At 66.5% G+C, this 12954-nt stretch carries 13 protein-coding genes; 11 read left to right on the top strand and 2 right to left on the bottom strand.

All coding sequences use genetic code 11. The annotated features are described in order from the left end of the window. From rodA to ACE3RQ_RS03835, 4 genes are all read left to right on the top strand, one after another. Positions 1-1155, top strand: a complete 1155-nt coding sequence (rodA, locus tag ACE3RQ_RS03820; RefSeq protein ID WP_374520089.1) for a rod shape-determining protein RodA — start codon at positions 1-3, stop codon at positions 1153-1155. Between the two features lie 70 nt (positions 1156-1225). Continuing rightward, on the top strand, positions 1226-2686 hold the full coding sequence (gene tldD, locus ACE3RQ_RS03825) for a metalloprotease TldD (RefSeq protein WP_374520091.1): 1461 nt from the start codon (positions 1226-1228) through the stop codon (positions 2684-2686). A 199-nt stretch (positions 2687-2885) separates the two neighbouring features. Further along, positions 2886-4010 (top strand): 3-deoxy-7-phosphoheptulonate synthase, encoded by a 1125-nt coding sequence (locus tag ACE3RQ_RS03830; RefSeq protein WP_374520093.1) that lies wholly within the window; start codon positions 2886-2888, stop codon positions 4008-4010. A 96-nt stretch (positions 4011-4106) separates the two neighbouring features. After that, complete coding sequence (locus tag ACE3RQ_RS03835; protein WP_374520095.1) at positions 4107-4427, top strand: hypothetical protein; 321 nt, start codon at positions 4107-4109, stop codon at positions 4425-4427. A 6-nt stretch (positions 4428-4433) separates the two neighbouring features. On the opposite strand, the gene mpl is transcribed toward ACE3RQ_RS03835, so the two are convergent. Beyond that, entirely contained in the window at positions 4434-5819 is a 1386-nt protein-coding gene (mpl, locus tag ACE3RQ_RS03840; protein ID WP_374520097.1) for a UDP-N-acetylmuramate:L-alanyl-gamma-D-glutamyl-meso-diaminopimelate ligase, read from the bottom strand. Positions 5820-5867: 48 nt separating this feature from the next. On the opposite strand from mpl, the gene ACE3RQ_RS03845 reads away from it, so the two are divergent. The 7 genes from ACE3RQ_RS03845 to ACE3RQ_RS03875 all read left to right on the top strand — a co-directional run bounded on the left by ACE3RQ_RS03845 (position 5868) and on the right by ACE3RQ_RS03875 (position 12079). After that, the gene (locus tag ACE3RQ_RS03845) at positions 5868-6473 is read left to right on the top strand and encodes a hypothetical protein (protein ID WP_374520099.1); all 606 of its coding nucleotides are present in this window, start codon (positions 5868-5870) and stop codon (positions 6471-6473) included. Beyond that, positions 6470-7003, top strand: a complete 534-nt coding sequence (locus ACE3RQ_RS03850; RefSeq protein WP_374520101.1) for a TlpA family protein disulfide reductase — start codon at positions 6470-6472, stop codon at positions 7001-7003. Before ACE3RQ_RS03845 ends, ACE3RQ_RS03850 begins: the two co-directional genes overlap by 4 nt. A 211-nt stretch (positions 7004-7214) precedes the next feature. After that, complete coding sequence (gene accB / locus ACE3RQ_RS03855; RefSeq protein WP_374520103.1) at positions 7215-7676, top strand: acetyl-CoA carboxylase biotin carboxyl carrier protein; 462 nt, start codon at positions 7215-7217, stop codon at positions 7674-7676. 13 nt (positions 7677-7689) lie between these two features. Next, positions 7690-9039 carry an acetyl-CoA carboxylase biotin carboxylase subunit gene (gene accC / locus ACE3RQ_RS03860; RefSeq protein ID WP_374520104.1) on the top strand — a complete coding sequence of 450 codons (1350 nt, stop codon included), beginning with the start codon at positions 7690-7692 and terminating at the stop codon, positions 9037-9039. 22 nt (positions 9040-9061) lie between these two features. Then, complete coding sequence (gene prmA / locus ACE3RQ_RS03865) at positions 9062-9946, top strand: 50S ribosomal protein L11 methyltransferase (protein WP_374520522.1); 885 nt, start codon at positions 9062-9064, stop codon at positions 9944-9946. A gap of 33 nt (positions 9947-9979) precedes the next feature. After that, complete coding sequence (locus ACE3RQ_RS03870; protein WP_374520106.1) at positions 9980-11170, top strand: DUF3426 domain-containing protein; 1191 nt, start codon at positions 9980-9982, stop codon at positions 11168-11170. Positions 11171-11185: 15 nt separating this feature from the next. Then, on the top strand, positions 11186-12079 hold the full coding sequence (locus ACE3RQ_RS03875; protein ID WP_374520108.1) for a carbohydrate kinase family protein: 894 nt from the start codon (positions 11186-11188) through the stop codon (positions 12077-12079). A 51-nt stretch (positions 12080-12130) separates the two neighbouring features. On the opposite strand, the gene ACE3RQ_RS03880 is transcribed toward ACE3RQ_RS03875, so the two are convergent. Beyond that, the gene (locus ACE3RQ_RS03880; RefSeq protein WP_374520110.1) at positions 12131-12760 is read right to left on the bottom strand and encodes a histone; all 630 of its coding nucleotides are present in this window, start codon (positions 12758-12760) and stop codon (positions 12131-12133) included. Between the last annotated feature and the right edge of the window lie 194 nt (positions 12761-12954).

Genomic DNA, 12954 nt, shown 5'->3' on the forward strand with positions numbered 1-12954 from the left:
ATGGCGGTCGTCTTCGAGAAACCTTCCCTTTTGCAGCGCGTGGCTCCGGTCTTCCAGGGCTTCGACATTCCCTTGCTGCTGGCCATCGGCGTCATGGCCACCATTGGCCTGGTCACCATGTACTCGGTCGGTTTCGACCACGGCACCCGTTTCTCGGCCCACGCCCGCAACATGATGCTGGCCGCGGGCGTCTTGTTCGTGGTCTCCCAGATTCCGCCCAACCGCCTCATGAGCCTGGCCTTGCCCATTTACACCGTGGGCGTGGTGCTGCTGCTGGGCGTGGAGTTCTTCGGCATCATGCGCAAGGGGTCCCAGCGCTGGCTGAACGTGGGCATCATCATTCAGCCCAGCGAGCTCATGAAAGTGGCCATGCCCCTGATGCTGGCCTGGTGGTTTCACCGGCGCGAAGGGCAGTTGAAACCTCTCGATTTCGCAGTGGCCGGCTTGTTGCTGGCGGTGCCGGTGGCCCTCATCTTGAAACAGCCCGACCTCGGCACCTCGCTGCTGGTGCTGTCGGCCGGTCTGTTCGTCATTTTCTTTGCCGGCCTGAGCTGGAAGCTCATCCTGCCGCCCGTCATTCTGGTGGCCATCGGCATCGTGGTCCTCGTCACCATGGAGCACGACTGGTGCGCTCCTGGGGTCGACTGGAAAGTGCTGCACGAGTACCAGCGCCAGCGCGTGTGCACCTTGCTCGACCCCACCAAAGACCCGCTGGGCAAAGGCTTTCACATCATCCAGGGCATGATCGCCATCGGCTCGGGCGGCATCTGGGGCAAGGGCTTCATGCAAGGCACCCAGACCCACCTGGAGTTCATTCCCGAGCGCACCACCGACTTCATCTTTGCGGCCTTCTCCGAAGAGTTCGGCTTCGTCGGCGTGCTCACCCTGCTGGCCGGTTTCCTGTTCCTCATCGTGCGCGGCCTGATCATCTCCCTGGAGGCGCCCTCGCTGTTCGCGCGCCTGCTGGGCGGGGCCGTCACCATGAGCATCTTCGTGTACGCCTTCGTCAACATGGGCATGGTCAGCGGCATCCTGCCAGTGGTGGGCGTGCCCTTGCCCTTCGTGAGCTACGGCGGCACCGCCATGGTCACCATGGGCGTGGGGCTGGGCATCCTCATGTCGATCGCCAAGTCCAAGCGCCTGGTGCAGACCTGAAGCCCTTGGCACCCCGGCGCCATCTGCCGGGTGAGCGGCGCGAAGGACGAGCCCTTCTTACAATGGCCGCATGATTTCGCGCGAACCCACCCTGGCCCGCCTGGCCACCGCCCAAAGCCTGCTGCTCGAGCCCTTTGGCCTGACGACCTCGCACCTGCAGAAGGCGCTGGGCGAGATCCTCTCGCACGGCGTTGACGACGCCGACCTTTACTTCCAGACCACCCGCAGCGAGGGCTGGAGCCTGGAAGAGGGCATCGTCAAGACCGGCAGCTTCAGCATTGACCAAGGCGTGGGTGTGCGGGCCGTCAGCGGCGAAAAAACCGCTTTCGCCTACTCCGACGACCTGTCCTGGGATTCGCTGCTGGACGCTGCCCACACCGTGCGCACCATCTCGGGCCTGGGCCTGTCGAAAAAGGTCAAGACACCGGCGGCCAAGGTGGCCAAGTCGCGCTCGCTCTACCCCGGGCTTGACCCGATCGCCACCCTCGACAGCACCGCCAAGGTGGCCTTGCTCGAGAAGGTTGAGCGCCTGGCCAAGGCCAAAGACCCGCGCATCGCGCAGGTGATGGCCGGCCTGGCCGCCGAGCACGATGTGGTGCTGGTGGCCCGCGCCGATGGCACCCTGGCCGCCGACGTGCGCCCGCTCATTCGCCTGTCGCTCACCGTCATCGCCGAGCAGAACGGCCGCCGCGAGATGGGCAGCTCGGGCGGCGGCGGGCGTTTTGGCCTGTCCTATTTCGACGACGCCATCGTGCAAGGCTACGTGGACGAAGCCGTGGACGCCGCCCTCACCAACCTCGAAGCCCGCCCCGCGCCGGCCGGCGAGATGGTGGTGGTGCTTGGCGCCGGCTGGCCCGGCATCCTGCTGCACGAGGCCGTGGGCCACGGCCTGGAGGGCGACTTCAACCGCAAGGGCAGCAGCGCCTTTGCCGGGCGCATTGGGCAGCGCGTGGCGGCCAAGGGCGTGACCGTGCTGGACGACGGCACCATCGCCGACCGTCGCGGCTCGCTCAACATCGACGACGAAGGCCATGCCAGCCAGCGCAACGTGCTCATTGAAGACGGCATCCTGCGCGGTTACATCCAGGATTCGATGAACGCCCGCCTCATGGGCGTGAAGCCCACCGGCAACGGCCGACGCGAGAGCTACGCCCACGTGCCCATGCCGCGCATGACCAACACCTACATGCTGGGCGGTGACAAGCACCCCGACGAGATCGTGGCCAGCATCAAGAAGGGGCTGTACGCCACCAACTTCGGCGGCGGCCAGGTGGACATCACCAGCGGCAAGTTCGTGTTCTCCGCCAGCCAGGCCTACTGGGTGGAAAACGGTAAGATTCAGTACCCCGTCAAGGGCGCCACGCTGGTGGGCAACGGTCCCGACGCGCTCACCCGCGTCAGCATGATCGGCAACGACATGCGCCTGGACGGCGGCGTGGGCACCTGTGGCAAGGAAGGCCAGAGCGTGCCAGTGGGCGTGGGCCAGCCCACCCTTCGGATCGACGGCATGACCGTCGGCGGCACTGCCTGAGCAGCGGTTTTTTTGCCTGTGCTACATTTGCTCCCCATGTCGCGTTTTGCTTTCTTCGCCTTTTACTTTTGGTTCTCTGTCCCCGGCGGACGAGAGGCGAGCCTGTAAGCGCGCAAAAAATCTCGACAAAACCGCCGGAGCGTCAAAGCCCGGCGGTTTTTTTTCGCCCCACTTACCCAACACCCCATAGGAGCTTGTGATGACCGCGAAGAACATCCCTTCCACCAGCGATGCCTGGTATGTCCGTCCTGCCGACAAGACCAGCTTGACCGACGACCAACGCATCCAGGACATCACCGTGCTTCCCCCGCCCGAACACCTCATCCGTTTCTTCCCGATTGCCGGTACCCCGGTGGAGGCACTGATCCGCCAGACCCGCCACCGCATTCACGACATCCTGCACGGCAAGGACGACCGCCTGCTGGTGGTGATCGGCCCCTGCTCCATTCACGACCCGGCCGCCGCCGTCGACTACGCCCGCCGCCTGAAGGTGCTGCGCGACCGCTACGCCGACACGCTGGAAATCGTGATGCGCGTCTACTTCGAGAAGCCCCGCACCACCGTGGGCTGGAAGGGCCTGATCAACGACCCGTACCTGGACGAGAGCTACCGCATCGACGAAGGCCTGCGCATCGCCCGCCAATTGCTCATTGAGATCAACCGCCTGGGCCTGCCCGCCGGCAGCGAGTTCCTGGACGTGATCTCGCCGCAGTACATCGGTGACCTCATCAGCTGGGGCGCCATCGGCGCGCGCACCACCGAAAGCCAGGTGCACCGTGAGCTGGCCTCGGGCCTGTCGGCGCCCATTGGCTTCAAGAACGGCACCGACGGCAACATCAAGATTGCCACCGACGCCATTCAGGCCGCCGCGCGTGGCCACCATTTCCTGTCGGTGCACAAGAACGGCCAGGTCGCCATCGTGCACACCAAGGGCAACAAAGACTGCCACGTCATCCTGCGCGGCGGCAAGGCCCCGAACTATGACGCCGCCAGCGTGGCAGCGGCCGTGAAAGACCTGGAAGCCGCCAAGCTCACGCCGCGCCTGATGATCGACTTCAGCCACGCCAACAGCAGCAAGCAGCACGAAAAGCAGCTTGACGTGGCCCGCGACGTGGGGGCCCAGATCGCTGGCGGCTCGCGCAGCGTGTTCGGCGTGATGATTGAGAGCCACATCGAGAGCGGCGCCCAGAAGTTCACCCCCGGCAAAGATGATGTGGCGGCCCTGCGCTACGGCCAGAGCATCACCGATGCCTGCCTGGGCTGGGACGATTCGGTGCAGGCGCTGGACGTGTTGTCCCAGGCCGTCAAGGCGGCGCGTGGCTAAGCCCCTTGGCGTGGCGTCACGCGGGCTAACCCGGGCTGACCGGGTGCCCGCGCCGGCCCACAATGTCGCCACCGATTTCTTCGCGAGGAGTTAGCCATGCGCAGCCACGTGACCGTGACCTGGGGCGAATCGTCCACCTACCGCCTGGACCTGGACGAGGTGCAACCCATGCCCCATGACCTGGCCCGGGGGTGGTTGGACGAGCAGTTCACCTTCTTCGGCTGCGAGCCCATCAAGCTCACCGGCAAGGTGCTCACGGCCGACAAGATCCTGTGCGTGGCGCAGGCCGCGGGTGAGGCCCGTTTCCGCGACGCCGAACACCGGCCCTGGGCCACGGCGTTTGCCCGGGCCACCAGCGCGGCATTGGCCAAGCCGACCGTTACAGTCGACGTGGCCGCTGGCACGCTGGGTTACTGAGCCGGCTCAGGCGGCAAGCGCCTTGAGCAGGCGCTCGTGGATGCCGCCAAAGCCGCCGTTGCTCATGCACACGATGTGATCGCCCGGCTGGGCGGCCGCCACCACCTGGTCCACCAGGGTGTTGATGTCGGCCGCCACCTTGGCGCGTGCGCCCATGGGCGCCAAGGCCTCGGTGGCGTCCCAGTCCAGGCCACCGCTGTGGCAGAAGGCCAGGTCAGCGGCCTCCAGGCTCCAGGGCAACTGGGCCTTCATCGTGCCCAGTTTCATGGTGTTGCTGCGTGGCTCGAACACCGCCAGGAGGCGACCGCGGGGTTCGCCCAGCCGGCGCTGCAGGCCATCCAGCGTGGTGCGGATGGCGGTGGGGTGGTGGGCGAAGTCGTCGTACACCGTGATCTCGCCGCCCGCGCGCGGCACGCGCCCGCGCACTTCCATGCGGCGGCGCACGTTCTCAAAACTGGCCAGGGCATTCGCCGCGTCGGCCGGTGCCACGCCCAGGTGCTCGGCGGCCGCGATCGCGGCCAGGGCATTGAGTTGGTTGTGCACGCCGGTGAGTGCCCACTTCACGTGAGCCACTGGCTGGCCGCGCAGGGTCACGTCGAAATCGTGGGGCTCGCCCATCGCGCCGAAGTCGCTCACGGCGGAGCCAAAGCTGCGCACCTCGCTCCAGCAGCCTTTGTGCAGCACCCGGTCCAGGCTTTCTTCCAAGCCATTGACCACGATGCGGCCCGAGCCCGGCACCGTGCGCACCAGGTGGTGAAACTGGCGCTCGATGGCGGCGAGGTCGTCAAAGATGTCGGCGTGGTCGAATTCGAGGTTGTTCAGGATGGCCGTGCGTGGGCGGTAGTGGACAAACTTGCTGCGCTTGTCGAAGAAGGCGGTGTCGTACTCGTCGGCTTCTATGACGAAGGCGCGCCCTGCGCCCCGCCGCGCCGACACGCCAAAGTTCATGGGCACGCCGCCCACCAGAAAGCCCGGCGCCAGGCCGCAGCGCTCCAGGATCCAGGCCAGCATTGAGGTGGTGGTGGTTTTGCCGTGGGTGCCGGCCACCGCCAGCACGTGCCGGCCGTGCAGCACGTTTTCGGCCAGCCATTGCGGCCCGCTGGTGTAGCGATCGCCAGCCTCCAGAATGGCCTCCATCAGGGGGAACTTCGGGGTGCCATCGGCCAGGCGGGCGCGGCTGACCACGTTGCCGATCACCCAGACATCGGGCTTGAGCGCCATTTGCTCGGCGCCAAAGCCTTCGATCAGGTCGATGCCCAGGGCGCGCAACTGGTCGCTCATGGGGGGATAAACGCCGGCGTCGCAGCCGGTGACGCGGTGACCGGCCTCGCGGGCCAGGGCGGCCAGACCGCCCATGAAGGTGCCGCAAATGCCCAGGATGTGAATGTGCATCCCCGGATTCTAGGTGGCGCCGCGCAGCACCCCGGGCACAATGCGCGGATGAACGCCAACCGAGATGACCTCAGCGCCGAGATCGCGGCCGTGGCCGCGCGCCTGGTGGTAGAGGAAGGCCAGGAATACGCGGCGGCCAAGCGCCATGCCGTCAAGCAGATGGGGCTGCCGACCCGAACTGCCTTGCCCGACAACGACCTGCTGGAGGCCGCCGTGCGTGAGCACATCGCGGTCTTCTGCGCCGACACCCAGCCCGCCGAGTTGCGTGCCCTGCGGGAACTGGCCCTGGTCTGGATGGATCGCTTACGGGATTTCCGTCCCCACCTGGGAGGCGCCGTCTGGCACGGCACCGCCACCCGACACAGCGATATCTATATGCAGTTGTTTTGCGATGACCCCAAGTCCGCCGAATGGGCCTTGCTGGACCACCGGGTGGAGTACCACCCTGGCAGCGTGAACGGTTGGCGTGGCGAGACGGTGGACGCCCTCACCGTGCGGCTGCGCTCGCAGGCCCTGGGGCAATGGGTGTTGCTCCATTTGATGGTGCACGACCTGGATGACCTGCGCGGCGCGCTCAAGCCCGACAGCCAGGGGCGCAAGCCGCGCGGCGATGCCGAGGCCGTGCGCGCCTTGCTGGCCGAGGAGGCCGCATGAAGCCCGCCCGCCGTTACCTGTTGACAGGCGCCGTCGCCCTGGCGGCTGCTGGTGTGGGCGCATGGTGGTCCAGCCGGCGCTTTTCGCTCGCGCCGGTATTGGGTGAGGCCGAATCGGGCTTCTGGTCGTCCCGCTACGATGGCCCCAACGGCGAGGCCGTGTCCCTGGCCGACTTCCGGGGCCAACCCTTGCTGGTGAACTTCTGGGCCACCTGGTGCCCGCCATGCGTGGAAGAGCTGCCCTTGCTCAATGCTTTTCACCGCGATCAGGCGGCGGCTGGCTGGCGTGTGTTGGGCTTGGCGGTGGACCAACCCAGTGCGGTGCGCCGCTTCACGGAGAAGTTGCCGCTGGCCTTTCCTGTGGGCATGGCCGGACTGGCCGGCACCGACCTCAGCCGAACCCTGGGCAACACGTCGGGGGGGCTCCCTTTCACCGTGGTGTTTGGGCGTGACGGGCGGGTGGCCGAGCGCAAGATTGGCAAAGTGTCACCTGAAGACCTCGCGCGTTGGGCAGCCACTCACAAGGCTTGAGTGGGGCGCCGCCGTTCTGACCGGTGGTGACCATCTGGCATTCAAAAAGGTCTAAATTCGCGCATCCCGCGCAAAAGTGCCCTTGGTCTGGCGGTTTTGTCCAGGCTGGGGCTTCGTGTACACTGCGGCACCCCTGGCGGCTGGCTCTTTGGCTGTAAGCCTGAAGTTCCAAGAAATTAAGACCAGTTCGCCGAAATTCGTTGGAGAAATCATGGATTTGAGAAAACTGAAGACGCTGATCGACCTCGTGTCCGAGTCGAACGTGTCCGAGCTGGAAATCACCGAAGCGGAGGGCAAGGTGCGCATCGTCAAGAGCGCGCCCGTGGTGCAAGCCGCGCCGGTGACCTACAGCGTGGCGCCAGCGCCAGTGGCCCCTGCCGTGGTGCCGGCGGTGGAAGTGGCGGCCGCGCCGGTGGCCGCAGCCCCGGCTGCGCCAGTGGGCCACACGGTCAAGTCTCCGATGGTGGGCACCTTCTACCGCGCCTCCAGCCCGGGCGCCAAGGCGTTCGTCGAAGTGGGCGACACGGTCAAAGAGGGCGAGACGGTGTGCATCGTCGAGGCCATGAAGATCCTCAACGAGATCGAAGCCGACAAATCCGGCACGGTAACGCAGATCCTGGTGCAGAACGGCCAGGCGGTGGAGTACGGCCAGCCCCTGTTCGTCATCGAGTAAGGACTGGCGCCCCATGTTCAAAAAGATCCTGATCGCCAACCGCGGCGAGATTGCCTTGCGCGTGCAGCGAGCCTGCCGCGAGATGGGCATCAAGGCGGTGATGGTCTATTCCGAGGCCGACCGCGACGCCAAGTACGTGCGACTGGCTGACGAGGCGGTCTGCATCGGCCCCGCGCCGTCGGGCCAGAGTTACCTCAACATGCCGGCCATCATCTCGGCCGCCGAGGTGACGGACGCTGAGGCCATTCACCCCGGCTACGGTTTCCTGTCGGAAAACGCCGACTTCGCCGAACGCGTTGAGAAGAGTGGCTTCACCTTCATTGGCCCCACCCCTGAGTCGATCCGCCTGATGGGCGACAAGGTGTCGGCCAAGCAAGCCATGATCCGCGCCGGCGTGCCGTGCGTGCCGGGGTCCGACGGCGCCTTGCCCGACGATCCGGTGGTCATCAAGCGCACCGCCAAGAGCATCGGCTATCCCGTGATCATCAAGGCCGCCGGCGGCGGTGGAGGGCGGGGCATGCGCGTGGTGCACACCGAAGCGGCCCTGCTGCACGCGGTGCAGACCACCAAGGCCGAAGCGGGGGCTGCCTTCGGCAACCCCGAGGTGTACATGGAGAAGTTCCTCCAGAACCCGCGCCACATCGAGATCCAGATCCTGGCCGACACCCACCGCAACGCGGTGTACCTGGGCGAGCGCGACTGCTCCATGCAGCGCCGCCACCAGAAGGTCATCGAAGAAGCGCCTGCTCCCGGCATTCCGCGCCGCCTGATCGAGAAGATCGGCGAGCGCTGCGCCGCTGCCTGCAAGAAGATCGGTTACCGCGGCGCGGGCACCTTCGAGTTCTTGTACGAAAACGGTGAGTTCTACTTCATCGAGATGAACACCCGCGTGCAGGTGGAGCACCCGGTGACCGAGCTGATCACCGGCATCGACATCGTTCGCACCCAGATCGCGGTGGCCGCTGGCGAGAAGCTGCCCTTCACCCAGCGCCAGATCCAGTTGCGTGGCCATGCCATCGAGTGCCGCGTGAACGCGGAAGACCCGTACAAGTTCACGCCCTCACCCGGTCGCATCACCACTTGGCACCCGCCGGGCGGCCCTGGCGTGCGCGTGGACTCGCACATCTACACCAACTATTTCGTGCCGCCCAACTACGACTCGATGATCGGCAAGATCATCGTGCACGGTGACACCCGCGAGCAGGCCCTGGCGCGCATGCGCACGGCGCTGGCCGAGACGGTGATCGAGGGCATCAACACCAATATCCCCCTGCACCGCGAGCTGATGGTCGACGCCAGCTTCGTGGCCGGCGGCACCAACATCCACTACCTCGAAGAGTGGCTGTCGCAACGTGAGCGCTGAAGCCTCTCCCGGCCTGGCCCCGATGGCCGAACTGGTGCTCATGGCACCGGAATCGGCCATCGAGACCATCAGCGAGGCGCTGGAAGCGCTCGATGCGTTGAGCGTGTCGGTGGAAGACGCCGACGCCATGACCGAGGCCGAGCAGGCGCTGTTCGGCGAACCCGGCATGCCCCCGCCCAAGGAGGGCTGGCAGCGCTCGCGCGTGGTGGCCTTGTTCACCGACGCCGAACAGGCCCGCCAGGCGGGTGAGGTCCTGCAGCTCCAAGACTTCTTTGAAGGCTGCGCCGTGCAGGGCGTGCGCCCCGTGGCCGAGCAGGACTGGGTGCGCCTGACGCAGTCCCAGTTTGCGCCAGTGGAGATCACGCCCACGTTCTGGATCGTGCCCACCTGGCACGAGCCGCCCGAGCAGGCCCGGCAGGTCATCCGCCTGGATCCCGGCCTGGCCTTCGGCACGGGCACGCACCCCACCACCCGCATGTGCCTGCGCTGGATCGCTGGCCACGCGCCCGTGGGTCCCAAGGTGCTGGACTACGGCTGTGGTTCGGGCATTTTGGCGATCGGTGCCGCCAAGTTCGGTGCCACCGACGTGGTGGGGGTGGACATTGACCCGGCGGCGGTGGAATCCACCCGCCTCAACGCCGAAGCCAACCACGTGCAGATGGGCGCCGGCTTGCCGGACGCCGCCCAAGGCGAGCACGACCTGGTGCTGGCCAACATCCTGGCCACGCCCTTGAAAGTGCTTGCACCGCTGTTGTGTTCGCACGTGAAGTCGGGCGGTCACCTGGTGTTGGCGGGCATCCTGTCGCGTCAGGCCGACGAACTGATCGAGGCCTACGCGCCCTGGGTCTCGTTGTCCGTCAGCGACGAGGAAGACGGCTGGATCCTCATGACGGCCCGCAAGGCCTAAGTACCCTGGGGCGGCTGCCCCGATAATCGGCGCATGAGTTTCACCACGCGCTGCCCGACCTGCGGAACGATGTTCCGCGTCGTTGCCGACCAGCTCAAGATCTCTGAGGGCTGGGTGCGTTGTGGTCATTGCGCCGACGTGTTCGACGCCACCCTCTACCTCGAAGCGTGGGGTGGCGCCAAGCCAGCGGCGCCGGCCAGCGCGGCGCCGCTGTCAACGCCAGCCGTGGCGGCGCCGGCACCCACTCCTGCACCCACTCCTGCACCCGCTCCCTCGCCTGTTGCCTCGCCTTCGACAGACGTCGATCTTGTGGCCGATCTCGTGGCTGAGATGGCGGAGCGTGACAACGACAGGGCGGCTCGCCCCCTGGATGACGCGATGGCGCTAGGCATGAGGCAGGTGCCGGATGCTGAGCCCGAACCTTCCACCTCGGTGCACGAGGCGGACATCGACACGCTGCCCCCGCCACTCGACGAGCCTGAGGCCAGCGAGAAGCCTGCCCAAGTCGCTGAGCCGGAGCCCGACTTTCAGGCAGAGCTGCTGCGCTTTGCGGGTGCGCAAGGCCGAGCGGTCGAGGCCGATTCATCGCCTGCCGCCGACACGCCGGTGGTGCAACCAGCCACCTCGGTCGAGGCCTCGGTGCCAGAGGTCCAACCGGCGGTGAGCGCTGCTGCGGCTGCCGCTCCCGAAGCCGACGCTTTGCCAGAGCCGGGCTTCGTTCGTCAGGCGCGACGGCGTGCTTTCTGGCAGTCCACCTCGGTGCGCGTGGGCTTGCATGGTCTGGTGCTTGTGCTGGGCGCGCTGCTGGCACTGCAATGGGCGGTCCAAGAGCGCGACTGGCTCGCGGCCCGGCAGCCGGCCCTCAAACCCTGGCTCGTTCGCCTGTGCGAGCCCCTGCAGTGCCAGGTAAGGCCGCTGCGTCGCATCGAATCGGTGGTGATCGACAGCTCGGAACTGGTGCGGCGCCTGGGCAATTTCCATTCCTTTGATTTCGTGCTCAAGAACACCGCCGACGTGTCCCTGGCGATGCCGGCCCTTGAGCTGACCCTGACCGACGCCACTGACACCGCCATTGCGCGGCGCGTTTTTCTGCCCGCCGAGTGGCCCTCGGCGCCCAGCGAGCTGGCCGCGGGCGGTACCGTCGCCGTGAGCCTGCGGCTGGTCCTTGCTGCCGATGGCGCCACGCCCATGACGGGTTACCGTGCCCTGGTTTTTTATCCCTGACCTTTCACACCTCCCATGACCATTCTTGTTTGCGGTTCGCTGGCCTTCGACACCATCATGAACTTCGAGGGACGCTTTGCGGATCAGATCCTGCCGAGCCAGTTGCACATCCTCAACGTGTCCTTTCTCGTGCCGGGCTTGCGCCGCGACTATGGCGGCTGCGCGGGCAACATTGCCTTCGGCTTGCGCTTGCTCGGTGCGCCGGTCGCACCGCTGGCCACTTTGGGCTCGGATGGGGCAGGGTACCTGGAGCGCCTGCGGGCACTGGGGGTGGACACCACTCACACCCGCTTGGTGGACGAGCACTACACCGCGCAGGCCATGATCATGACCGACCGCGACAACAACCAGATCACGGCCTTCCACCCGGGTGCGATGTCGTCGGCTCATCTCAACCCGGTGCCTGCCCGCAGCGACATTCGCCTGGCCATCGTGGCCCCCGATGGCCGCGACGCCATGATCAGCCACGCCCAGCAACTGAAGGCCGCTGGCATTCCTTTTGTGTTCGATCCGGGCCAGGGCCTGCCCATGTTCAACGGTGAAGAGCTGCTGCGCTTCATCGACCAGGCCACCTGGGTGACGGTGAACGACTACGAGGCCCGCATGCTGTGCGAGCGCACCGGGCTTGACCTGGACGCACTGGCCGCGCGCGTGAAGGGGCTGATCGTTACCTTGGGCGACCAGGGTTGCGAGGTGCGTGAGGGTGGCCGCACGACGCACGTGCCTGGCCTGAAGGCCGATGCCGTGGTGGACCCGACTGGCTGTGGCGATGCGTTTCGCGCGGCCCTGTTGCATGGCTTGGCACAGGGTTGGGACCTGGCCCGTTGTGCCGAGGCGGGCAACCGCATGGGGGCGGCCAAGATCGCCACGCGTGGTTGCCAGAACTACGCCCTGCCTGCCATGCCTTGAACGAAAAAAAGCCCGGCCGAGGCCGGGCTTTTGCACCACTCGATCCGATGTTCAGGGCTTGCTGGACGTGGGGAACGGCCAGGCAGCCTGCGGATTGAGCTTGGTTTGAGCGACAGGAGCGGCCGCAGGCGCTGCAGCCGGCTTCTTGGCCGGCTCAGCTTTTTTTGCGGGGGCAGCCTTCTTCGCAGGTGCAGCGGCCTTCTTGGCCGGAGCAGCCTTCTTCGCGGGCGCAGCGGCCTTCTTGGCCGGAGCGGCCTTCTTCGCGGGCGCAGCGGCCTTCTTGGCCGGAGCGGCCTTCTTCGCAGGTGCAGCAGCCTTCTTGGCCGGAGCGGCCTTCTTCGCAGGTGCAGCAGCCTTCTTGGCCGGAGCGGCCTTCTTCGCGGGTGCAGCGGCCTTCTTGGCCGGGGCGGCCTTCTTAGCAGGTGCAGCGGCCTTCTTGGCCGGAGCGGCCTTCTTCGCGGGCGCAGCAGCCTTCTTGGCCGGAGCGGCCTTCTTAGCAGGTGCAGCGGCCTTCTTGGCCGGAGCGGCCTTCTTAGCAGGCGCAGCGGCCTTCTTGGCCGGAGCGGCCTTCTTCGCCGGTGCAGCGGCCTTCTTGGCCGGAGCGGCCTTCTTCGCGGGTGCAGCGGCCTTCTTGGCCGGAGCGGCGGCCTTCTTGGCCGGCGCCTTCTTCGCAGTTGCCATTGTTTTCTCCTTGATCAAGTTGCAGTGAGCACTTCGGCAGGGCTTTGGCCGCCGAAGTGATCCAGCCTTCTGAGGTCAGCGGATGCATCCACTGTGGACCTCACAAGGTTGAATCGGGTGACAGGCGTCCCATCACCGGCGCCATCGCGTCGGGTGCGGGTTCCTGATGTTTCGATGCGCATGTCTTGGTGTGA

Source organism: Hydrogenophaga sp. (assembly GCF_041913525.1).
Classification (GTDB): domain Bacteria; phylum Pseudomonadota; class Gammaproteobacteria; order Burkholderiales; family Burkholderiaceae_C; genus Hydrogenophaga.